Genomic DNA, 21,714 nt, shown 5'->3' with positions numbered 1-21,714 from the left:
TCGAACATGCGCATCAAAGTGAAGAACATCACCGCCTCCCTGACCGGCCTCGCACTTCTCGCCGGCACAGCGATTGTCGGTCTGTCGGCGAACCCGATGTCCGGTCACCTCATCGCGCCGGCCGCCGCAAGTTCCAATGTCATCAAGATCCGTCGCGCTGGGCCCGGGGTCGAGCAGAGGGTCAAGCTCGGTTTGAACAAGGCGCTTGTCATCGACCTGCCGACCGATGCGCATGACATTCTCGTTGCAGACCCGTCGCTGGCTGATGCGGTCACGCGCACGTCGCGCCGCATCTATCTGTTCGGCAAGACGGTCGGTCAGACCAACATTTTCGTTTTCGGCGCCAATGGCGAGGAAATCGTGTCCATTGAGCTCGAAATCGAGCGGGATGTCGCTGGCCTGCAGGCGCATCTGGCGCGCTTCATTCCCGACTCGGCCATCGACGTGGAGATAATCTCCGACAACATCGTGCTCACCGGCAGCGTGCGCACGCCGCAGGATGCCGCTCAGGCCGTTCGCCTGGCTGAAATTTTCCTCACCGGCGGCGAGGCCACCACCCGCAACATCACCGCCACTTCCGAGGGCGGCGATGCGGCAATCTTTGCCGAGAATCGGCAAAAGTCACAGATCGTCAACATGTTGAAGATCGACGGCGAGGACCAGGTGACCTTGAAGGTGACGGTCGCCGAAGTCAGCCGGCAGGTGCTCAAGCAGCTCGGCTTCAATTCATCCATCACCGGCGGCAATTCCAGCTTCTACAATTCCAACCCGCAGAACTTCGGAGCGATGAATACGGGGCTCAATTTTGCCCGGCTGGCGGGCTCGATCGGCGGCACCAACATCGCCTCCTATGTCAATGCCATGGAACAGGCCGGCGTCATGCGCACCCTGGCAGAGCCCAGCCTGACGGCGATTTCCGGTGAAGCCGCGAAGTTTTACGTCGGCGGCGAGTTCAAGGTGCGCAGCGAAGTCACCTATGACGACGAGACCGGTCGCGCCACCTACACGGATACCGAGGTCGAATATGGCATCCGGCTGAATTTCCTGCCGGTGGTGCTGTCTCCGGGCCGCATTTCCCTGAAGATCATGACGGAAGTGTCCGAGCCAACATTTCAGGGGTCCACGAGCTTGCAGGGCGCCGGCAGCAATCCGGGCCTGACCAGCGTTGCGATCAAGCGGCGCGAGGCCGAAACGACGGTCGAGCTTCCGTCCGGTGGATCGATCGTTCTCGCCGGACTTGTTCAGGACAATTTCCGCCAGGCCATGTCCGGCTTTCCCGGGCTGTCGAAGGTCCCGGTACTCGGCACCCTGTTCCGCAGCCGCGATTTTGTGCGCAACGAAACCGAACTGGTGATCATAGCCACGCCCTATCTCGTCAAGCCGGTGGCGCGTGCGCAGCTGTCGCGGCCCGATGACAATCTCAATCCGCCAAGTGACGGTGCAGGCTTCTTCCTCGGCCGCGTCAACCGCGTTTATGGCCGGATGGAAACCAACCTGCCACCCGGCCGCTACCATGGCGCCGTCGGCTATATCTACAAGTGATCGAGGGCCGGATGATGACACGCATGACCACACCCCATTCGCCCGCCACGAAGGCGCGTCGGCGCCGCCCTGCCGCTGTCGGCATCACCGCCATGGCAGTGCTTATGCTGACCGGCTGTGGGGCCTTCAAAACGCAGCATGTGGAGGTTGGCGCCATACCGGACGATTACCGGACACGCCATCCGATCATTATCTCCGAGAAGGAGCACGCATTTGATATTCCCGTGGCCTCCGGCGATCGCACGCTGACCACCGCCAAGCGCGAATCCGTGCGCGGTGCGGCCGACCGCTACCGCCAGCTCTCCTCGGGCTCGCTCTACATCATGACACCGGTCGGCTCGGCCAATGCCGGCGCCGCCTCTTACCTGCGCGGCGAGGTCATTGACGTGCTCAGTGCCGAAGGCATTCCGCGCGAACGCATGCTGACAACCACCTACGCCACGGCCACCGCCGATGATGCCGCGCCAATCCGCATTGCCTTCCTCGCGACCTCCGCCTCCGCGGGGCCGTGTGGCCGATGGCCGGAGGACATGCTCAGCGAACCCGATGAAAACCGCAACTACGAGAATTTCGGGTGTTCGAGCCAGAGCAACCTTGCCGCGCAGATAGCCAATCCCGGCGATCTGCTCGGACCGCGCGGCATGTCACCGATTGATGCATCGCGGCGTGCCACAGTCATTGAAGGCTACCGTGAGGATGGCAGCGGCACCATTGAATAGGCCGCCGCGGCAACCGCTTGAGAAGCAGGAATCGACCGATGACGAATATTGAATACGCAGCCGCGCCGGAAGTGGAGCTCGAAGGGGCAAGCGAAGAGCGCAGCGATTTCGAGCGCATCCGCCCGCTGCCGCGCATTTCCATCCATGCGTTTTGCGAAACCGACAGCCTCGCCAAGACGCTTGAGCGCTGTACCGAAGATCGCCGCATGGCGAAGGTACACGCCCGCATCAATTCCGGCGGCGTACCGGCGGCGGCGAGCATGTATGCCAGTTCCGCGACACCCAATCTGCTGATCCTGGAATCGCGCCAGGACACCGAGGACCTGATGGGTGATCTCGCCCAGCTGGCTGAGGTATGCGATCCCGACACGCGGGTGGTCATCGTCGGTCACGTCAATGATGTCACGCTCTACCGCGAGCTGATCCGCAACGGCATCTCCGAATATATCGTCGCGCCGGTGTCCATGGCCGACATTATCGGCGTCATCTCGACCATCTTCGTCGATCCGGACGCCGAGCCTTTGGGCCGGTCCATTGCCTTTCTCGGCGCCAAGGGCGGTGTCGGTTCCTCGACGCTGGCTCATAACTGCGCCTGGGCGATCTCCGAGCTTTTCGAGAGCGAGACCATTCTTGCCGATCTCGATCTGCCTTTCGGCACGGCCAATCTCGACTTCAACAACGATCCGGCCCAGGGCATGGCCGAGGCCGTCTTTTCTCCCGACCGGCTCGATGAGGTCTTTCTCGACCGTTTGCTCGCCAAGTGCTCGGAGCATCTGTCGATGCTCGCAGCGCCGTCCATGCTCGACCGTGTCTATGATTTTGGCGGCGATGCCTTCCTCCCGGTTCTTGACGTCATTCAACGCAATGCGCCGGTCTGCGTCCTCGATGTGCCGCATCTGTGGACCGACTGGACGCGCCAGCTTCTCTCCAGCGTCGACGAGATCGTCATCACCGCGACCCCGGATCTTGCCAATCTGCGCAACACCAAGAACCTGTTCGACACGCTTGCAAAGCTCCGGCCGAACGATACGCCGCCGCTGTTCGTGCTCAACCAGGTGGGCATTGCCAAACGGCCGGAGATCGCCGTCGACGTCTTTTGCGAACCGCTGGGGGTTGAGCCGGTGGCCATCCTGCCGTTTGAGCCGCAGATTTTTGGCGATGCGGCCAATTCCGGCCTGATGATCGCCGAAGCCAATGCGCGTTCGCCGATTGCTGAATCGATTTCGCAACTGGCGCACATCGTCACCGGCCGCTCGGAAGTCAAAAAACGCAAGAAATCAGGCCTGTCTGGGCTGATGGGATTGCTCGGCCGCTAGGCCGCCAACCGTTAGGTGGAAGTCACGAATGTTTGGAAAACGTCCATCCGGAGGCTCGCCAAGACCGCCCCAGCCGTCCGCTCGTCCACCCGCCAGCAAACCGGCGCCGGCGACACAACGGGCCGTTCCTGACGCCGGCACCGTTGAAGCAGGCGACGCTGCCGCAGTGCCGATCGAACGCGAAGCGCTGGAGGGGGTCGCTCCCCGGGAAGCAGCCGCCGAGCCGCGGCCCGCAGCAAGTACAGCGGCGCCCGCTGCTGCCACGCCCGCCGCGGGCAAGGCATCTTCTGCCGGCTCCGCGATACCGCGCCGTGAAGAGCCGGCACGCCGCAAGGCCAACCGCAACGAAGCCTATTACGACACCAAGTCGCAGGTCTTCTCGGCATTGATCGACACCATCGATCTGTCGCAACTGGCCAAGCTCGATGCTGACAGCGCCCGCGAGGAAATTCGTGATATCGTCAACGATATCATCACCATCAAGAACTTCGCGCTGTCGATCGCGGAGCAGGAAGAACTGCTCGACGACATCTGCAACGACGTTCTGGGTTACGGCCCGCTCGAACCTCTGCTGGCGCGCGACGATATCGCCGACATCATGGTCAATGGGGCAGGCACCACCTATATCGAGGTCGAAGGCAAGATGCAGGAAACCGACGTACGGTTTCGTGATGCAGGGCAATTGCTGTCAATTTGCCAGCGTATTGTCAGCCAGGTCGGCCGTCGCGTCGACGAATCCAGTCCGATCTGTGACGCGCGCCTGCCCGACGGCAGCCGCGTCAATGTGATCGCGCCGCCGCTCGCCATCGATGGTGCCTGCCTGACCATCCGCAAGTTCAAGAAAGACAAGCTGACCCTCGACCAGCTTGTCCGCTTCGGTGCGATTACCCCCGAAGGGGCGCAGATCCTGCAGATCATCGGCCGCAGCCGATGCAATGTTGTCATCTCCGGGGGAACCGGCTCGGGCAAGACGACCCTTCTTAACTGTCTGACTGGTTCGATCGACGCTGATGAGCGCATCATCACCTGCGAAGATTCGGCCGAGCTGCAATTGCAGCAGCCACATGTCGTGCGCCTCGAGACCCGGCCACCCAATATCGAGGGCGAAGGGGAGGTCACCATGCGCGACCTCGTCAAGAACTGTCTGCGCATGCGCCCCGAGCGCATCATCGTCGGTGAGGTGCGTGGCCCTGAGGTCTTCGATCTGCTGCAGGCCATGAACACCGGCCACGATGGCTCGATGGGAACCATCCACGCCAACAGCCCGCGAGAGTGCCTGAGCCGCATGGAATCGATGATTGCCATGGGCGGCTACACTCTTCCCGCCAAGACGGTGCGCGAGATGATTGCCGGATCGGTCGATGTCGTCATACAGGCGGCGCGCCTGCGCGACGGTTCACGCCGCATCACGCACATTACCGAGGTGACCGGCATGGAGGGCGATGTGATCATCACCCAGGATCTGATGCGCTACGACATTCTCGGCGAAGACGCTCATGGCCGTCTCACCGGCGAACACCGCTCAACCGGCATCGGCCGCCCCGCCTTCTGGGACCGCGCCCGTTACTACGGCGAGGATCAGCGGCTCGCCGCCGCCCTCGACGCCATGGAAAAGATGTCGCAGTAGGAGCCCACCCGTGTTCGGTTTTGATCTCACGCTACTTGCCGTTATCGGACTGGCCGCCCTGGCAGCCGGCGGGCTTGGCTATGGCGTGCTCTACAATCGCCTTGAAGCGGAAAAGAAGTCGGCCAGCCGGCTCAGCCGCGTCAAGTCGGCGGAAACCGATCGCACCAAGGTCAATGCCGCCCGCGACCGTATGGTGGAAGCCAATAAACGGCGCAAATCCATGCAGGATTCGCTCAAGACGCTGGAAGACAAGCAGCGCGAGAAGGACCGTCATAAATCACCGCCGCTGAGCGCCCGTCTGCAGCAGGCCGGCCTGACGATGTCGGTTCGCAAATTCTATGTCTGGTCCATCGTCTTCGGCACGGTTGTGGCCCTGTTCGCGCTTGCCTCTCAGGGCAACGTGCCCGTGGCGGTCGGCGCCTGGATCGCCGCCTCCTTCGGCTTTCCGCGCTGGGTCATCCGCTTTCTGCGCAATCGCCGCCTGAAAGCCTTCCTCAACGAATTCCCCAACGCCCTCGACATCATGGTGCGATCGATCAAGTCCGGCCTGCCGCTCAACGATGCCATCCGCATGATTGCCAGCGACGGACAGGAGCCGGTGCGCACCGAGTTTCGCCGTATCGTCGAAGCCCAGCAGATCGGACTGACCGTCCCCGAAGCCTGCGCCCGCCTCTATTTGCGCGTGCCGCTCGCGGAAGCAAATTTCTTTGCCATCGTCATCATGATCCAGGCACAGGCGGGGGGCAATCTGTCGGAAGCCCTCGGCAATCTCTCCCGCGTTCTGCGTGACCGCAAGAAGATGAAAGCCAAGGTCAATGCTCTGTCGATGGAAGCCAAGGCCTCGGCAGTCATCATCGGCTCGCTGCCCTTTATCGTTGCTCTCCTCGTCTATCTCACCTCGCCCGACTACATGATGCTCCTGTTCACCGACCCGCGCGGCCATCTGATCATGATCGCCTCCGGCATCTGGATGTCGATCGGCATTCTCGTCATGCGCAACATGATCAATTTTGAACTCTAGGAAAGGATCGGCTGATGGATGTCATGAGCTCAATCACTGATCCGGTCTTCCTGGTGCCGGTTCTGGTCTCGATTGCGGTGTTCGCAACTCTTTTCACGTTGCTGATGCCGTTGTTCGAGCGCAGTGATCTTGACGCCCGCATGCGATCCGTGGCGCTTGAACGCGAGGAGATCCGTGCGCGCGAGCGCTCGCGCCTCAATGCCGAAGCAAAGAACAACAAGGTTGCCGGGCTGCGCACCCGTGACAACAAGTCGATCCGCCAGATCGTCGATCAGCTCAATCTGCGCAAGGCCCTGGCTGATGATGCGACTGTTGCCAAACTGCGGGTTGCCGGCTTTCGCACCCAGAATGCGCTGAACGTCTTTCTGTTCGCGCGATTGATTACGCCCTTCGTCGTGCTTGGCGCAGCCATAGTCTATATTTTCGGGCTTGGTTACCTCGGGGAAAAGCCATTTACCGTTCGTCTTCTGGCCTGCATCGTCGCGGCCTATGCCGGTTTCTACCTGCCCAATCTGTATGTATCCAACCGGGCCGGAAAGCGGCAAAAATCAATCAAGCAGGCCTGGCCCGACGCACTCGATCTCCTGCTGATCTGCGTTGAATCGGGCGTTTCGATCGAAGCGGCGATGAAGCGTGTCGCCGAGGAGATCGCCCTGCAGTCGACGGCGCTCGCCGAGGAATTCCTGCTCACCACCGCCGAACTCTCCTATCTTCAGGATCGGCGCATGGCCTTCGAGCATCTCGGATCGCGCACCAATCTCGAGGCGGTCAAGTCGGTGACCCAGGCGTTGATCCAATCGGAACGCTACGGCACGCCGATCGCGCAGGCGCTGCGGGTGCTGGCCGCTGAAAGCCGCGATGCGCGCATGACGGAGGCCGAGAAAAAGGCGGCCGCACTGCCGCCCAAGCTCACCGTGCCGATGATCCTGTTTTTCCTGCCGGTGCTGATCGGCGTTATTCTCGGCCCGGCCATCATTCAGGTGATGGATACCTTTCAGTAGAAAGCGGCTCGCCGCCGACGCGCAGCAGCGCATCTGTCCACATCGCCGCCAGGCGGCGGCCGGCCGGGTAATCCGGCCGCGCGGCACAACCCCGTGCACTGTTTTTGATTAGGGGAGGGGCGTCGGGTCCGGTTCGCCGGGTCGCCGGCCGGTCTCTCGAAACCGGCGAAGGAAGCCGGCTTAATTGGTGTTGCCGGCGTCGCCATCCTGATCGGACAGTTGCGCCCAGGCATTCTGCTGCGACAGCATCGCCCGCAGATAGGCGACGTTGGCTTCCGCCTGATCCGGCGCCAGTTCGGCGCGCGCGATTTGCTCGGCTTCCGCGAACCGACCCTGCAGGCCGACGACGAGCGCCAGATTCTGCCGCACGCGGCTGTCGGCGCCGGGCAGCGTTGAAGCCTTGCGCATGTAGGTTTCTGAGGTGCGCAGGTCGCCTGCCAGCAGATAGGATATGCCGAGATTGGAGAGGATCGAGGGCTCGTTTGGCTTTAAATCGAGCGCCTTGCGATACCGCTCGCGTGCCTCGCCGGCATTGCCGAGCTGATCGAGCACCGCGCCTTCAGCCGATAGCAGCTGCCAGTTCGGGCGGTCCGGGGTTTGCGCCCGGCGGATCGTTTCCAGCGCCTTCTGCAATTGTCCGGCGCCCGCCAGCGCCTTGCCATAAGCGGCCAGCACCGTGCGTTCTTCGGGATTGTGGATCGCCACCTGTTGCATCACGGCCAGCGCCTGGTCGTTGCGGCCGGACATGCGCAGCATTTCGGCATACCGCATGCCGGTCGCCGCATCTGCAGGATTTTTCTCGTAAGCCCGCCCATAGCGTTCGGTCGCTGCGCGCAGCTCATGCGCGTTCATGGATTCCACGGCCTTGCCGGAATTGCCGATTGAGCCGGTCGTCAGCGGCGCCTTGGCGGCGCAGCCGGCCAGTGCCGTGGCGATCAGGATGATCGCCGCCGAACTGCGCAATCTGCGCCCCGTTGTCTTGCAAAACGAATTTCTGATCATCGATGGTCATCCCTTCCACCGGGCCGGTGCCGGTGGAGACCTGGTACCCCGTGGCGCCATCATTCCAGCCCGGCCGCCGCTTCCTCATCCGATCAATAATCTGTTAACCCTAACCAAACCTTAACGCGTGATTCCCCCGGCAAGACGTTTGGTCTGCGCACCGCCAGACTGAGGCGGCCGGGGCAGTTTAGAAGGCTCAACCATGGCGCCATATCGCTTTATCTCTCGTGATTTCCCTCTGGTTTCGCAAGGCGAGGACAGCCTGCCGATCTGGCTGCTTGGCAAGGGAGAGGCCGGTCAGGTGGATCTTCCTGCTCAGGTTAGGCAATGGGCGGACAGCGCCGGCTTTACCGGAACCGAGGGCAGATTTTTGTTGGTGCCCGGTGGTGAGGGTGAACTTGCCGGAGCCCTGTTCGGGCTGGGCGATCGCGACAGCCCTTCGCGGGAGCGCCATCCCTTCATCGCCGGCAAACTGGCCGATCTGCTGCCGGAGGGCACATGGCATCTGGAAAATGCCGGTTCCGATGCGGCCCGCCACGCGCTTGGTTTCGCCATGGGCGCCTATCGCTTCGAGACGTTCCGCAAGCCGCGCGACAAATCGGTCCGACTGGCGGTCGATGACAGCTCATTGCGCGATGATGTCGAGCGCATCGTGGCCGGCGTCGATCTGGCACGCGACCTGATCAATACACCCGCCAACCACATGGGCCCGGCTGCACTGGAAGCGGTGACCCACGGCCTGGCCGGCCATTATGGTGCGGATCTGACCGTGACCAGCGGCGAAAAGCTTTTGGCGCACAACCTGCCGCTGATCCATGCGGTCGGCCGGGCGGCGGCCGAGGCGCCACGTCTCCTCGATCTGCGATTGGCCCGCCCCGGCGCCGCCAAGGTGACGCTTGTCGGCAAAGGCGTATGTTTCGACACGGGCGGTCTCGATCTCAAGCCGTCCTCATCCATGCTCCTGATGAAGAAGGACATGGGGGGTGCCGCCAACGTCCTCGGCCTGGCCCTGATGATCATGGATGCCGGGCTTGATATCGATCTGCGCGTTCTGATACCGGCCGTGGAGAACTCCGTTGCCGGCAACGCCTTCCGCCCCGGCGACATTCTGCAAAGCCGCAAGGGGCCGACCATCCAGGTCGACAACACCGATGCCGAAGGCCGCCTGGTGCTCGCCGATGCGCTGACGCTGGCCTGCGAGGAGTCCCCCGCCCTGGTCATCGACATGGCGACACTGACAGGAGCGGCCCGCGTGGCGCTGGGGCCGGAACTGCCGCCGCTCTTCACCGATGACGATGCCCTCGCCGGCGAACTCGCAGGCGCCGCTGAAGCGGTGGGCGACCCGCTGTGGCGCATGCCGCTTTATCCGCCCTACAAGGCAATGCTCGAAACGCCGGTGGCGGACCTGACCAACGCGCCGGCCGGCGGTTTTGCCGGCGCCATTACAGCCGCTCTGTTTCTGCAGCAATTTGTCGAGCCGCACATCTCCTGGTGCCATTTCGATATCTTCGGATGGATGCCGAAAGCCCAGCCGCATGCGCCGATCGGCGGCCAGGCCTATGGAATCCGCGCGCTCTTCACCGTGCTCGCTCAGCGCTACCCGCCGCGAGACTTGCGGTAGGCCTATATTTCCGCGACAATGGACCGGAACCGAAACGAAACCGGCAACGCACGTCATGTCCATCGATCTCCGGCCCGCCCAGGCTTTGGGACTGTGGCATGCTGCCACCCTGTCGCATCTGGCCTTCGTTGGCCCTGATCTCACCTTGCGCCAGATGGTGATCCTGCTGCACATCTATCTGAAACCGCCGCCGCACACCGTGCGTGGCCTCGCCAGCCGGCTCGGCGTGACCAAGCCGGTCATCACCCGGGCGCTCGACAGCATGGGCAACCTCGGTCTCGTGCGCCGCGTGCGCGATGATCGCGATCGCCGCAATGTCATCATCAAGCGCACGGTTGAAGGTGCTCTGTTTGTCGAGCGGCTCGGCGACACGATCATCCGTGAGGCCCGGGCGCTGCCGTGGGATGGCGGCGTCGCATGAAGGAACTCGATCACCGCCTCAACGCCTATCGCCCCGACCTTGCGGATAGCGCGCTCGCCGGACGTGTTCACGCGTCCCGCTTCGTCGAGGGTCAGTCTGCGCGCGTCACCGCAGCCATTCTCGATCTGCGCTCCCGTCCGCGTCATGATGCCGGCATCGAAACTCAGCTTCTGTTTGGCGAAGACGTGCGCGTCTTTGACCGGCAGGAAGGATGGGCGTGGGTGCAATGCGCGCATGATGGCTTTGTCGGCTATGTCGCGGAGACCGGCTTGGCCGATGCCCCCCAGGCCGCAACGACGCACATTGTCTCGCGGCCGCGCACATTCCTCTATCCGGGCCCCGACCTCAAATTGCCGCCGACGCGCGCCCTGTCGATGGCAAGCCGGCTAACGATTGCCGGGTCAGCCACCACACGCGATACCGATTATTTTCTCCTGCCGAGCGGCGAGGCGCTCATTGCCGTCCACTGCGACAGTCTCGATGCGCCCAGGGCCGATGATGCGCTGGCGGTCGCGGCATTGTTTCTCGAAACACCCTATCTGTGGGGCGGCCGATCCGGCTTCGGGATCGATTGTTCCGGTCTCGTGCAGATGGCGCTGAACATGACGGGCCGGCCGGCACCGCGCGATTCCGACATGCAGTCCGAATGTCTCGGCCAACCGATCGAACCCGGACGCGATGGGCTTTGCCGCGGCGATCTTGTTTTCTGGGGCGGACATGTGGCTCTGCTGGAGGATGAGAACACCATTCTGCATGCCTCCGGCGGCACGATGACGGTCACGCGTGAGCCGCTCGCCGACGCGATCGAGCGGATCCGCCCTCTTTACGGCGCGCCGACAGGGTTTCGCCGCCCCTGACAAGCCGGCGCGCACCGAGCGTCTTGCGGGCCCTTGTCTTGGCCTCTCCGTCCGGCCATATAACGCCACAAGTGAGGACGGCCTCCCCCTGAAGGGAACACAAGTCGGGACGACCCGGCGCCAGACGCATCTTTTTCAGGGAGCAGGACTATGCGCAGCGTCAGGGACCGCATCCGCCACGCCATATCGTTTGAGCTGATCGGGCTGTTGCTGGTCACACCGCTCGGCGCCTGGGCCTTCGGCACGCCACTGCACGACATTGGTCTGGTGGCCGTGGTGAGTGCCACCATCGCCACCGGTTGGAACTATCTTTTCAATCTCGGCTTCGATCATGCCTTGCTCCGCCTGCGCGGATCGCCGCGCAAGTCTCTCGCCCTGCGCATCATCCATGCCCTGATGTTCGAGGGCGGGTTGCTGATCGTTCTGCTGCCGTTCATCGCCTGGTATCTCGGTGTCTCGCTGATGCAGGCGCTGTTGATGGATGTGTCCTTCGCCGCGTTCTACCTGGTCTACACCTTCATCTTCAATTGGGTCTACGATGTGCTCTTCCCCATTCCGTCCGCACCGCGCGCACCTCGCATGGTGAAACAGGCGGCCAGCAGCGCCGGCGATCAGTAGCCGGCACGGCGATCGACCAGGTTGTCGAGGCGCGCGCCACGCTCGAATGCTTCGATCTGCGCAATGATGGGCCCGACCAGTTGGTCCGGGCTTGAGGCAGCGGCCGCGTGCGGCGTGACCGTGATCTTGGCGTGACCCCACAGCGGGCTGGCAGCATCAAGCGGTTCGGTCTCGAAAACATCGAGGCTGGCCGCCGACAGAAGTCCCATATCGAGGGCAGCCACGATATCGCTTTCGACCTGCAGACCGCCGCGTCCGGCATTGATCAGAACCGGCGCCGCAAGGTGCTCGCGGCGTGTCATGGCCGCGAATGTGCCGTGATTGAGAATGCCGCGCGTCTCCGGCGTTAGAGGCAGAAGCACGACGAAGATTTCCGCAGAGGCAAGAAAATCCGGCATCTGCTCCGCCCCGGCATACACATCAATCCCCTCGATCTGCTGTGCACGCCGCGACCAGCCGCTGACCCGGAAACCGAGGCTCCTGAGTTTGCGAGCGGCATCCCGCCCCAGTTCTCCCAGTCCCATGATGCCGACAGTCATCTCGCTCGCCGCCGGCTGCGGCAGAAATTCGTGCCAGACGCACCCCTCCTGCTGCTTTCGATAGGCCGGACCGCGTCGGTGATGATCAAGCACCTGCCAGGCTACATATTCGCTCATGCGCTCGGTGAGATCCGGCGACACCACGCGCGCGATCGGTACCTCGGGCAGCTCCGGATCATTGAAAATGTGATCGACGCCAGCACCAAGGGAGAAGATCGCCTTCAGGTTCGGCAGATGCGTCAGCAGCCCGGCTTGCTGGTTCCACACCAGAGCATAATCGATGGCAGGATCCTGCGCGCCGTCCGGCGCCAGAACGACGCGTCGGTCCGGCGCATGGCGCGCCAGTGCCGCCTGCCAGGGTTGTGGATCCCAACCGGTCACCGCCAGCAATATGTGCCCGCGCTCTGCCATCCGGCCTGCCTCCCTATTGCTTGGACTAATCGCTCACCGCGTCGCCGGGCACTGCCTCGAGATCGAAGGCGGCCGCCATCAGGGCCTTGGTATAGTCGGTCTCCGGCCGGTCGAAAATCTTGTCGGCCGGTCCCTCTTCGACGATTTGGCCGAGCCGCATCACCATCACCTCGTGCGCCAGCGCCCGCACCACTTTCAGATCGTGGCTGATGAACAGATAGGCGAGATCATGCTTGTCCTGCAATTCGCGCAGCAGATCGACCACCTGTGCCTGCACGCTCATGTCCAGAGCCGATGTGGGCTCGTCAAGCATCAGGAAGCGCGGTTTGAGGACGATCGCGCGGGCGATCGCCACACGCTGCCTCTGGCCGCCGGAAAATTCATGCGGGTAGCGCCAGCGGGTCGAAGCATCGAGCCCGACCTCCTCGAGCGCTTCTGCCACCCGCTCATCGCGTTGTTTCGCCGTCAGGTCCGAAGCGTGAATGCGCAATCCCTCGCCGACGATTTCGGCGATCGACATGCGTGGCGACAGGGAACCGAAGGGATCCTGAAAGACCACCTGCATCCGGTGGCGCAACGGCCGCATTTCAGCGAATGACCGACTGTCTATGGGCTCTCCCTCGAATCGAATTGAGCCCTGCGAACGGATCAGCCGCATCAGCGCCAGCCCGAGTGTCGTCTTGCCCGACCCTGATTCCCCGACGACGCCTAGCGTCCGGCCGGCGCGCAATTCCAGCGAGACACCATCCACCGCCTTGACGTGATCGACGGTCTTGCGCAGAAACCCCTTGCGGATCGGAAACCAGACCTTCACATCCTCCGCCTGCATCACTGTCCTGGCGGCGCCTTCCGCGGCCAGCGGATCACCCTTCGGTTCGGCGGCCAGCAGATGCCGCGTATAGGCGTGTTGCGGGTTGTTGAAAATTTCGGCGGTTTTACCGGTCTCGACAATCTTGCCGCCGGTCATCACGCACACCCGATCGGCAAATTTGCGCACAATGCCGAGATCATGGGTGATGAACAGCATCGCCATGCCATGCGTCTTTTTCAGGTCCGCAAGCAGCTCGAGAATCTGCGCCTGCACGGTGACATCCAGCGCTGTCGTCGGCTCATCGGCAATCAACAGTTCCGGGCGGTTCGCCAGGGACATGGCGATCATCACCCGCTGCCGTTGGCCGCCCGACAATTCATGCGGATAGGCATTCAACCGAGAGGCCGGATCGCGGATGCCCACCTGGTCGAGAAGCTCGATGATCTGCGGCCGCGCCGCCGACTGCCGGATTCCCTGATGCATCGCCAGGATTTCGGCCAGCTGCCTTTCCACCGAATGCAGCGGGTTCAGCGATGTCATCGGCTCCTGGAAGATCATCGTGATGTCGTTGCCGCGCACGGCGCGCAGGTCTTTCTCCGAGGCCGACAGCAGATCACGGCCCTTGAACAGGATCTGACCGGAGGGATGACTGGCCGCCGGGTAGGGCAGCAACTTGAGAATCGACAAGGCCGAGACCGACTTGCCTGACCCGGACTCGCCGACCAGCGCCACCGTCTCACCGCGATGAATGTCGAAGGAGACGCCGTCAACGGCGCGTTGCGCCACGCCCTCCTGATGAAAATCCACTCTCAGATCACGCACCGAGAGGATCGGATCAGTCGCCGCCCCGCTCATCGGAAAGTCTTTCGCGGATCGAAGGCGTCGCGTGTCGCTTCGCCGATGAAGATCAGCAGGGACAGCATGATCGAGATCGTGAAGAAGGCGGTCAAGCCGAGCCATGGCGCCTGCAGATTGCGCTTGCCCTGCGCGATCATTTCACCCAGCGAGGGCGATCCCGGCGGCAGTCCGAAGCCGAGGAAGTCGAGCGAGGTCAGGGTCGTGATCGAACCCGACAGGATGAACGGCAGGAAGGTCAATGTTGCCACCATCGCATTGGGCAGCAAATGACGGAACATGATCGTGCCATTGCCAACGCCGAGCGCCCGTGCCGCGTTGACATATTCGAAGTTGCGCGCCCGCAGAAATTCGGCCCGCACCACACCGACAAAGGCCGTCCAAGAAAACAACAGCATGATGCCGAGCAACACCCAGAAACCCGGCGGCAGGATCGCCGCGATGATCAGCAGCACGTAGAGCACCGGCATCGCCGACCAGATCTCAATGAACCGTTGCAGCAGCAGATCCGTCCAGCCGCCGAAATACCCCTGGATCGCCCCTGCCGTCACGCCGATCAATGCTGAAAACAGCGTCAGCGCCAGCCCGAACAGCACCGAGATGCGAAACCCGTAGATCATCCGCGCCAAGACGTCGCGGGCGCTGTCGTCGGTTCCCAGCCAGTTCAGATTGCCCAGCATGCATTCGGGATCGTCTTCCCCTTGCGGATAGCCGCCACAATATTCGGCGCGGCTCATCGTCCAGAAGGGCGCCGTGGGTGCCGAATGGGGAATGTAGGAATTGGCGGTCAGATAGGAATAGCGTACCGGAGGCCAGACCATCCAGCCATTCGCCTCGATCTCGTCACGAATGAAAGGATCGCGGTAATTCGTGTGGGCCAGGAAACCGCCGAATTTCTCCTCCGGATAATCGACAAAGACCGGCATCAGGATCTCGCCCTTGTAGGACGCGATGATCGGCCGGTCATTGGCGATGAACTCGGCCCCGAGGCTGAGGATGAACAGCACAGCAAAGATCCAGAGCGACCAGTAGCCGCGCCGATTGGCCTTGAAATTTGCCCAGCGCCGTTTGTTGGTCGGCGACAGCCAGCCCTTCGGGCGTTGCGCCACCACCTGTTCGTCCGCTGTCTGCAATCCCGCCGCCATCACACGTCCCGCTTCTCGAAGTCGATGCGCGGATCAACCCAGGTGTAGATCAGGTCGGAGATGAGGCCGATCACCAGGCCCATCAGGGAAAAGATGTAGAGCGTTGCAAACACCACCGGATAATCACGCTTGACCACCGAATCGAACCCCAGCCGTCCGAGGCCGTCGAGGGAGAAGATCGTCTCGATCAGCAGCGAACCGGAAAAGAATGCCGTGATGAAGGCTCCGGGGAAACCCGCGATGATGATCAGCATCGCATTGCGGAAGACGTGCTTGTAGAGCACTTGCCGCTCGGTCAGACCCTTGGCGCGCGCCGTCGTCACATATTGCTTGCGGATCTCGTCGATGAACGAGTTCTTGGTCAATAGCGTCGTTGTCGCAAAGGCAGCCAGCGACAGCGAAATCAGCGGCAATGCCAGGTGCCAGAAATAGTCGAGGATCTTCTCCGGCCAGCTCATCGAAGCAAAGTTCTCCGAGGTCAGCCCGCGCAGCGGGAACCAGTCGAGAAAAGAGCCGCCGGCGAAAACGACGATCAGCATGATCGCAAACAGAAAACCCGGGACCGCGTAAGCGACGATGATCAAGCCGGAGGTCCAGATATCGAAGCGCGAACCATCGCTGACCGCCTTGCGGATGCCGAGCGGTATGGAGATCAGATAGGACAGAAGCAGGATCCACACCCCAAGCGAGATCGAAACTGGCAGTTTCTCGCCAATCAGTTCGATAACCGAGATGTTGCGAAAGAAGCTTTCACCGAAATCGAACCGGGCGTAATCCCAGATCATCAAGCCGAACCGTTCGAGCGGCGGCTTGTCGAAGCCGAATTGCTTTTCAAGCTTCTTGATGAATTCCGGGTCGAGGCCCTGGGCGCCGCGATACTGACCATTCAGATCATCGCCGAACTGTTCGCCGGCGCCCTGCAGGTCGCTGCCCCCGGAAATCCGTTGCGTGCTTGAATCGCCCTGGCCCGTCAGCTCGGCAATGACCTGCTCGACCGGGCCACCGGGTGCGAATTGCACCACCGCAAAGGACAGCGCCATGATCCCGAGCAGCGTCGGGATCATCAACAGCAGGCGGCGCAGAATATAGGCGCCCATCAGCCTTGGTCCCTGCGTCTCGTCACGATGTCCTCATGTCCCTCAAGCACCGGATGATGCGCGCATGTGATCTGTGAAGTCTGGTCTGATTCGATCCTGCCCATACAGAATCGAATGTGCCCGGCCGCGCAAGCCTCAAACCGCCTCAACGCTCTTTGGCCATCCACCAGGCGTCCGGAAAACCGAGCCCGTAATGGGGCAATTCGGCTGGCCGCTGCAGCTTTGTCCAATAGGCGATCGGCTGCGAGCGACGCGTGTAGCTCGGGATAACATAGTGGTGCGCCAGAAGCGCCCGGTCGAGCGCGCGGGTGGCCGCCACCAGATCGTCGCGATCCTTCGCCAGCACGACTTGACGCACCAGCGTGTCGATCGCCTCGTTCTTGATGCCGGCATAGTTTAGCGAGCCTTCGCGATCGGCGGCTTCCGTTCCCCAGTATTCGCGCTGCTCGTTGCCGGGTGACAGCGATTGACCCCAGCCATTATAGGTGACGTCGAAATCGCGGCTGCGCAGCCGGTTGGTGTATTCCGCCGAATCGACCGAGCGCACCGTCGCGGCGATACCGATCAGCTTCAAGGTCTGGGTATAGGGCAGGGCGACCCGTTCGATGATCGGCGAGTTGAGCAGGATTTCCAGTGTGAAGGGTTCACCGGTCGCCGCATTGACCATCTGTGAGCCGCGCAACTCATAGCCGGCCTGCTTGAACAGCTCCACCGCCTTGCGCAGGTTCTCGCGCAGCTGTGTACGATCACCGGCTACCGGGTTTTCATAGGGTTGCGTAAAGACCCGCTCGGGCAACTTGTCGCGGACGCTTTCGAGGATCTCCAGCTCGCGGCCCGTCGGCAACCCCGATGCGGCGAGCTCCGTGCCGTGAAAGTAGCTGCTGATCCGCTGATACTGGCCGTAGAAGATCGACCGGTTCAGGGTTTCGAAGTCGAAGGCATAGTTCAACGCCTGCCGCACACGTTGATCCTGAAACCTTGCGCGCCGCTGATTGGGAATGAACCCGACCATCACGCCCACCGAGCGATAGGGATTGTCCACTTCCTCGCGAATGATCTCGCCATTCGTTGCGGCCGGGAAATCGTAGGCCGTGGCCCAGCGCTTGGCCTCGTTCTCGCTCCAGAAATCCGTGTCACCGGCCTTGAAGGACTCGAACTCGACGTTGCGGTCGCCGAAATAGGTGTACTGGATTGACGCGAAATTGTGCCGGCCGACATTGACATTGAGATCTGCGCCCCAGTAATCCTCGACCCGTTCAAAGGTCATGCTGTCGCCCGGCCGCACAGAGGAGATGCGGTAAGGACCCGAGCCCATGATCGGCTCCAGCGTGGTCGCGGAGATATCGCGCTTTTCCCCATCCGGTCCCTCGGATTCCCACCAGTGCCGCGGATGGATCAGCAGATCGCCGACAATCTTCGGCAATTCGCGATTGTTGACCTCGTCGAAGGTGAAAGTGACTTCGCGCGCCCCCGTCTTCTCGGCGCTTTTGACATGCCGGTAGTAGATCTGCCGCGACGGGTTGTTCTCAACAGTCTGTTCAAATGACCATATGACGTCCTCAACAGTTACCGGTTCGCCATCGTGCCATCGTGCTCCCTGACGCAGCCTGAAGGTGACAGAGGAAAAATCAGCCGGATACTTCACCGCTTCCGCCAGCAGCCCGTAGCTGGTCGCGATTTCGTCTTCCGTCGCCATCATCAGAGGTTCGAGCACGAGACCCAGACCAACCGCGAGATCGCCCTTCGCCGGCAACGGATTGAGCGTATCGAAAGACCCCATTTCCGACAGGTCCAGATGACCGCCTTTGGGCGCCTCCGGATTGACGTAATCGAACCGTGCAAAGCCCTCCGCATATTTCGGCTCACCGACGATCGCCATGGCGTGTGTCCACCCGCCGACATTCTCCGCTGCGCGTGTTACGGGCAGCACCACGCTCAGGGCGAGCGCGGCAAGTGAGAGAAGAGGAACGAGACGATGGGTCATGGGCGGGCTCCGGTTTCAGGCTCTCCCCGAAGGGGCATCGATCTCCACACTAGTGCAGTCTGCGGCCAAAAACAGGCCGCCAAGTTGTCAAGCCGCGTAATGCACGGCCTCGCCGCTCAATAAAAAGGCAGAGCAAACAAAAAATAGCCGGGCTGTTGCCCGGCTACCCAAATTCTCTTTGCAGCTTGCGGCTACCCTGGTCCTACTCGGCCGAGACCGGCTTTTCGAGAGGGGTCAGTTCCTCGGCCGTCTCTGGCTCGATCGACGCATCGGTTTCTTCGTCGGCTTCAGCCTCGGCCGGTGTCACCACCTCGGCCGGGGAGTCCTCTGCAACCGGATCCGATTCGGTCGATGTTTCGGCGATGTCCTCAGGAGCCGTCTCGTCGGAGATCACGCCGTCCGGCGTTGCCTCCGGGTCGGCTTCGGTCTCGCTTTCCTCGCTCACCCTTGCGGCGACCCCGTCATCCTCCGAAGCCGCGGTGTCCGCCGTCGCCGGAGCATCATCGGTCGCCGGAGTATCCGTTTCCTCGGACGCAGCCTCGTCGCCAGCAACGGTCTCCTCGTCACCTGCAGCCGCCTCGTCATCGGCTGCTGCATCGTCATCAGCCGCCGCTTCTTCCGGGCTCGGCAGTGGTGCAGGGCTATCCGACTGCTCGCGAAGATAGGCGATCACATTGGCGCGATCCTCTTCTTTCTTGAGGCCGGCAAAGCCCATCGCCGTTCCACGCACTTCCTTCTTGGGCGCAAACAGGAAGCGGTTCAGATGCTCGTAATCCCACTGCCGGCCTTCTGCATATTCCTGTAGGGCCGAGGAGTAGTTGAAGCCCTCATGCGCCGCGATCTCGGCGCCGACCACATTGTAGAGGCCGGGGCCCACCTTGTTGGTGCCGCTGGGATCAACCGTGTGACAGGCCGCGCATTTCTTGAAGACGTTCTCGCCGGCTGCCGGGTCGGCGGAAGCCATCAGCGGTGCAATTTCCGGCAGGCCTTCCTCAGCCGGGGCCGCATCACCGCTGCCGGCGCTTTCATCAGCGACGATGGCGAAGCCGGCCTGTTCCGGAGCTTCCGAGTGGAACAGGCCCTCGGAGACAATCGACAGGGTCATCACGACGAAAACGACACCGAGGAAAGCACCCGCGGCAGCGTTCAGGTAAGAGGAGTTCATGAGCATCGCTCCCATTCATATCCGGGTCCTCGATACCCGGACCGGGCTTGAAATCGCGCGGAACCTATGTCTTTTGCGTGGCTGTTGCAACCGCGTTTGTCGCCCGCTGGGTGAGACATTTTGGTACCTTGGCCGCTTCATTGAGGATTTCGCACAGAATGGCAAGCCCCGCCGGCAGGACAGTGCTGATCATCCCCGCCCGCATGCAGTCGACGCGGCTGCCCGGCAAGCCGCTGGCAATGATCGGGGATCGACCGATGATTTTGCACGTCGCACGCCGGGCAAAGCAAGCCGGCATCGGCGAGGTGGTTGTCGCAACCGATTCGCCGAGGATTGTCGAGTGCCTGCAGGCCGAGGGGGTGCGGGCCGTGATGACTCGTGACGATCATCTCTCCGGTTCCGACCGCATTGCCGAAGCGCTCGCCGCAATTGATGGCGAGGGAACCATCGACACCATCATCAATGTGCAGGGCGATATCCCGGCCATCGAGCCTGAGGCTATCCGCAAAGTCGTCTCGCCGCTCGACAATCCCGACGTTGATATCGCCACGATTGCTGTCGAGATCACCGATGAGGCGGAGAAGACGAACCCCAATATCGTCAAGGTGGTCGGGACCCCCTGCACAGGCGGGAATGACAGCGGCGAAACGCGTCTGCGGGCGCTGTATTTCACCCGCGCCACCGCGCCATGGGGGGATGGACCACTGTATCATCACATCGGTCTTTATGCCTATCGCCGCGCTGCTCTTGAGCGATTTGTGGCATTGCCGCCCGGCCATCTGGAGCGCCGCGAATCGCTTGAACAGCTCCGGGCTCTGGAAAACGGCATGCGCATCGATGTCGCTATCGTTGACTCCGTCCCGCTTGGCGTTGATACCCCGGACGACCTCGAGAAGGCGCGCCGAATTCTCGGCGGCTGATCCCGGTGACTTGCGCAGGCCGCGCATGACAGATGCATCCACGCAGCGAGGACGTGCCCATGGCTAAAGAAATAACCAATCGCATTGCCTTCCAGGGCGAGTTCGGGGCCAATTCCGACATGGCCTGCCGCGACATGTTCCCGGACATGCAGCCCTTGCCCTGTGCCACCTTCGAGGATGCCTTCATCGCGCTTGAGCAGGGCGAGGCCGATCTGGCCATGATCCCGATCGAAAACACCATCGCCGGCCGTGTTGCCGACATCCATCATCTGCTGCCCGAGTCGCGGCTGCACATTGTCGGCGAATATTTCATGCCGATCCATTTTCAGCTGATGGCTCTGCCGGGGGTTGGCCGCGACGAGATTCGCACCGTCCACAGTCACATCCATGCGCTGGGCCAGTGCCGCAAAATCATTCGCGACAATCGCTGGAAACCGGTGGTGGCCGGCGATACGGCTGGCGCCGCCAAGCTGATCGCCGAGACCCGTGACCGCTCGATGGCGGCCCTGGCGCCGCGCCTTGCAGCCGGACTCTACGGTCTCGATATTCTCGAAGAAGATGTCGAGGACACCGAAACCAATGTCACCCGCTTTGTCGTGCTTTCGCGCCAACCGGTAACGCCGCCGGTTCCGAAGGAAGGAGAGATTGTCGTCACCACCTTCGTGTTTCGTGTTCGCAACTTGCCCGCGGCGCTTTACAAGGCCATGGGCGGCTTCGCGACCAATGGCGTCAACATGACCAAGCTGGAGAGCTACCAGCTTGGCGGCAAGTTCTTTGCCACTCAGTTTTATGCCGATATTAATGGCCATCCCGATCAGCCGAACGTCGCCCGCGCACTCGAGGAGCTCGGCTTTTTCTCACGCGAGATCAACATCCTTGGCGTTTATCCGGCACATCCGTTTCGCCAGTCGCTGACCGAGCATGGCGAGGACAGCGCGGAAGGGCAGTAAGCCGCTGACCGAGCATGGCGAGGACAGCGCGGAAGGGCAGTAAGCCGCTGACCGAGCATGGCGAGGACAGCGCACTATAGCTTCGGCGCGTC

19 protein-coding genes are annotated in these 21,714 nt (G+C 62.1%); 12 read left to right on the top strand and 7 right to left on the bottom strand.

Annotation, left to right across the window (positions count from 1 at the left end):
• Positions 1-6 precede the first annotated feature (6 nt).
• The 6 genes from KY465_RS10885 to KY465_RS10860 are packed head-to-tail and all read left to right on the top strand — an operon-like array spanning position 7 to position 7,226.
• The gene (locus KY465_RS10885) at positions 7-1,542 is read left to right on the top strand and encodes a type II and III secretion system protein family protein (RefSeq protein WP_219201658.1); all 1,536 of its coding nucleotides are present in this window, start codon (positions 7-9) and stop codon (positions 1,540-1,542) included.
• A 14-nt stretch (positions 1,543-1,556) separates the two neighbouring features.
• The gene (locus tag KY465_RS10880) at positions 1,557-2,261 is read left to right on the top strand and encodes a CpaD family pilus assembly protein (RefSeq protein WP_255561561.1); all 705 of its coding nucleotides are present in this window, start codon (positions 1,557-1,559) and stop codon (positions 2,259-2,261) included.
• Between the two features lie 38 nt (positions 2,262-2,299).
• Positions 2,300-3,577: a CpaE/TadZ family protein gene (locus KY465_RS10875; RefSeq protein ID WP_219201656.1), complete on the top strand. Its 1,278-nt coding sequence runs from the start codon at positions 2,300-2,302 to the stop codon at positions 3,575-3,577.
• A gap of 28 nt (positions 3,578-3,605) precedes the next feature.
• Complete coding sequence (locus tag KY465_RS10870) at positions 3,606-5,204, top strand: TadA family conjugal transfer-associated ATPase (protein ID WP_255561560.1); 1,599 nt, start codon at positions 3,606-3,608, stop codon at positions 5,202-5,204.
• A 10-nt stretch (positions 5,205-5,214) separates the two neighbouring features.
• Positions 5,215-6,225 (top strand): type II secretion system F family protein, encoded by a 1,011-nt coding sequence (locus KY465_RS10865; protein WP_219201655.1) that lies wholly within the window; start codon positions 5,215-5,217, stop codon positions 6,223-6,225.
• Positions 6,226-6,239: 14 nt separating this feature from the next.
• The gene (locus tag KY465_RS10860; RefSeq protein ID WP_219201654.1) at positions 6,240-7,226 is read left to right on the top strand and encodes a type II secretion system F family protein; all 987 of its coding nucleotides are present in this window, start codon (positions 6,240-6,242) and stop codon (positions 7,224-7,226) included.
• Positions 7,227-7,406: 180 nt separating this feature from the next.
• Here KY465_RS10860 and KY465_RS10855 read toward each other — a convergent pair whose 3' ends face one another.
• Positions 7,407-8,228 carry a tetratricopeptide repeat protein gene (locus KY465_RS10855; RefSeq protein ID WP_219201653.1) on the bottom strand — a complete coding sequence of 274 codons (822 nt, stop codon included), beginning with the start codon at positions 8,226-8,228 and terminating at the stop codon, positions 7,407-7,409.
• Positions 8,229-8,430: 202 nt separating this feature from the next.
• Here KY465_RS10855 and KY465_RS10850 point away from each other — a divergent pair, with 202 nt between their 5' ends.
• From KY465_RS10850 to KY465_RS10835, 4 genes are all read left to right on the top strand, one after another.
• The gene (locus KY465_RS10850) at positions 8,431-9,849 is read left to right on the top strand and encodes a leucyl aminopeptidase family protein (protein WP_219201652.1); all 1,419 of its coding nucleotides are present in this window, start codon (positions 8,431-8,433) and stop codon (positions 9,847-9,849) included.
• Positions 9,850-9,904: 55 nt separating this feature from the next.
• A complete protein-coding gene (locus KY465_RS10845; RefSeq protein WP_219201651.1) occupies positions 9,905-10,270 on the top strand; it encodes a MarR family transcriptional regulator in 366 nt (121 codons plus the stop codon).
• Positions 10,267-11,127 (top strand): C40 family peptidase, encoded by an 861-nt coding sequence (locus tag KY465_RS10840; protein WP_219201650.1) that lies wholly within the window; start codon positions 10,267-10,269, stop codon positions 11,125-11,127. Before KY465_RS10845 ends, KY465_RS10840 begins: the two co-directional genes overlap by 4 nt.
• A gap of 150 nt (positions 11,128-11,277) precedes the next feature.
• Positions 11,278-11,745: a PACE efflux transporter gene (locus KY465_RS10835; protein ID WP_219201649.1), complete on the top strand. Its 468-nt coding sequence runs from the start codon at positions 11,278-11,280 to the stop codon at positions 11,743-11,745.
• Here the strand turns inward: KY465_RS10835 and KY465_RS10830 are convergent.
• From KY465_RS10830 to KY465_RS18860, 6 genes are all read right to left on the bottom strand, one after another.
• Positions 11,739-12,695, bottom strand: coding sequence for a 2-hydroxyacid dehydrogenase (locus KY465_RS10830; protein WP_219201648.1), 957 nt, complete (start codon positions 12,693-12,695; stop codon positions 11,739-11,741). The two genes, KY465_RS10835 and KY465_RS10830, sit on opposite strands and share 7 nt — an antisense overlap.
• 25 nt (positions 12,696-12,720) lie before the next feature.
• Positions 12,721-14,361, bottom strand: a complete 1,641-nt coding sequence (locus tag KY465_RS10825; RefSeq protein WP_219201647.1) for an ABC transporter ATP-binding protein — start codon at positions 14,359-14,361, stop codon at positions 12,721-12,723.
• Positions 14,358-15,506 carry an ABC transporter permease gene (locus KY465_RS10820; RefSeq protein WP_219201646.1) on the bottom strand — a complete coding sequence of 383 codons (1,149 nt, stop codon included), beginning with the start codon at positions 15,504-15,506 and terminating at the stop codon, positions 14,358-14,360. The genes KY465_RS10825 and KY465_RS10820 overlap by 4 nt, the downstream gene beginning before the upstream one ends.
• Entirely contained in the window at positions 15,506-16,603 is a 1,098-nt protein-coding gene (locus tag KY465_RS10815) for a microcin C ABC transporter permease YejB (RefSeq protein WP_219201645.1), read from the bottom strand. The genes KY465_RS10820 and KY465_RS10815 overlap by 1 nt, the downstream gene beginning before the upstream one ends.
• A gap of 145 nt (positions 16,604-16,748) precedes the next feature.
• The gene (locus KY465_RS10810; RefSeq protein WP_219201644.1) at positions 16,749-18,587 is read right to left on the bottom strand and encodes an extracellular solute-binding protein; all 1,839 of its coding nucleotides are present in this window, start codon (positions 18,585-18,587) and stop codon (positions 16,749-16,751) included.
• A 202-nt stretch (positions 18,588-18,789) separates the two neighbouring features.
• Entirely contained in the window at positions 18,790-19,752 is a 963-nt protein-coding gene (locus KY465_RS18860; RefSeq protein WP_219201643.1) for a c-type cytochrome, read from the bottom strand.
• 158 nt (positions 19,753-19,910) lie between these two features.
• On the opposite strand from KY465_RS18860, the gene KY465_RS10800 reads away from it, so the two are divergent.
• Together KY465_RS10800 and KY465_RS10795 are read left to right on the top strand one after the other, a co-directional pair.
• On the top strand, positions 19,911-20,672 hold the full coding sequence (locus KY465_RS10800; protein WP_219201642.1) for a 3-deoxy-manno-octulosonate cytidylyltransferase: 762 nt from the start codon (positions 19,911-19,913) through the stop codon (positions 20,670-20,672).
• 59 nt (positions 20,673-20,731) lie between these two features.
• Complete coding sequence (locus tag KY465_RS10795) at positions 20,732-21,622, top strand: prephenate dehydratase (RefSeq protein ID WP_219201641.1); 891 nt, start codon at positions 20,732-20,734, stop codon at positions 21,620-21,622.
• Positions 21,623-21,714 lie beyond the last annotated feature (92 nt).

Source organism: Neohoeflea coraliihabitans (assembly GCF_019334345.1).
Classification (GTDB): domain Bacteria; phylum Pseudomonadota; class Alphaproteobacteria; order Rhizobiales; family Rhizobiaceae; genus Pseudohoeflea; species Pseudohoeflea coraliihabitans.
Note: the sequence above shows the minus strand (reverse complement) of the source record. Positions and strands in the feature narration are given on the sequence as shown.

Excerpts from the sequence above, each read along its gene's own strand:
- KY465_RS10885 (WP_219201658.1), top strand. The coding sequence starts at position 7 with ATGCGCATCAAAGTGAAGAACATCACCGCCTCCCTGACCGGCCTCGCA.
- KY465_RS10880 (WP_255561561.1), top strand. The coding sequence starts at position 1,557 with ATGACACGCATGACCACACCCCATTCGCCCGCCACGAAGGCGCGTCGG.
- KY465_RS10875 (WP_219201656.1), top strand. The coding sequence starts at position 2,300 with ATGACGAATATTGAATACGCAGCCGCGCCGGAAGTGGAGCTCGAAGGG.
- KY465_RS10870 (WP_255561560.1), top strand. The coding sequence starts at position 3,606 with ATGTTTGGAAAACGTCCATCCGGAGGCTCGCCAAGACCGCCCCAGCCG.
- KY465_RS10860 (WP_219201654.1), top strand. The coding sequence starts at position 6,240 with ATGGATGTCATGAGCTCAATCACTGATCCGGTCTTCCTGGTGCCGGTT.
- KY465_RS10855 (WP_219201653.1), bottom strand. The coding sequence starts at position 8,228 with ATGATCAGAAATTCGTTTTGCAAGACAACGGGGCGCAGATTGCGCAGT.
- KY465_RS10850 (WP_219201652.1), top strand. The coding sequence starts at position 8,431 with ATGGCGCCATATCGCTTTATCTCTCGTGATTTCCCTCTGGTTTCGCAA.
- KY465_RS10845 (WP_219201651.1), top strand. The coding sequence starts at position 9,905 with ATGTCCATCGATCTCCGGCCCGCCCAGGCTTTGGGACTGTGGCATGCT.
- KY465_RS10840 (WP_219201650.1), top strand. The coding sequence starts at position 10,267 with ATGAAGGAACTCGATCACCGCCTCAACGCCTATCGCCCCGACCTTGCG.
- KY465_RS10835 (WP_219201649.1), top strand. The coding sequence starts at position 11,278 with ATGCGCAGCGTCAGGGACCGCATCCGCCACGCCATATCGTTTGAGCTG.
- KY465_RS10830 (WP_219201648.1), bottom strand. The coding sequence starts at position 12,695 with ATGGCAGAGCGCGGGCACATATTGCTGGCGGTGACCGGTTGGGATCCA.
- KY465_RS10825 (WP_219201647.1), bottom strand. The coding sequence starts at position 14,361 with ATGAGCGGGGCGGCGACTGATCCGATCCTCTCGGTGCGTGATCTGAGA.
- KY465_RS10820 (WP_219201646.1), bottom strand. The coding sequence starts at position 15,506 with ATGGCGGCGGGATTGCAGACAGCGGACGAACAGGTGGTGGCGCAACGC.
- KY465_RS10815 (WP_219201645.1), bottom strand. The coding sequence starts at position 16,603 with ATGGGCGCCTATATTCTGCGCCGCCTGCTGTTGATGATCCCGACGCTG.
- KY465_RS10810 (WP_219201644.1), bottom strand. The coding sequence starts at position 18,587 with ATGACCCATCGTCTCGTTCCTCTTCTCTCACTTGCCGCGCTCGCCCTG.
- KY465_RS18860 (WP_219201643.1), bottom strand. The coding sequence starts at position 19,752 with ATGAACTCCTCTTACCTGAACGCTGCCGCGGGTGCTTTCCTCGGTGTC.
- KY465_RS10800 (WP_219201642.1), top strand. The coding sequence starts at position 19,911 with ATGGCAAGCCCCGCCGGCAGGACAGTGCTGATCATCCCCGCCCGCATG.
- KY465_RS10795 (WP_219201641.1), top strand. The coding sequence starts at position 20,732 with ATGGCTAAAGAAATAACCAATCGCATTGCCTTCCAGGGCGAGTTCGGG.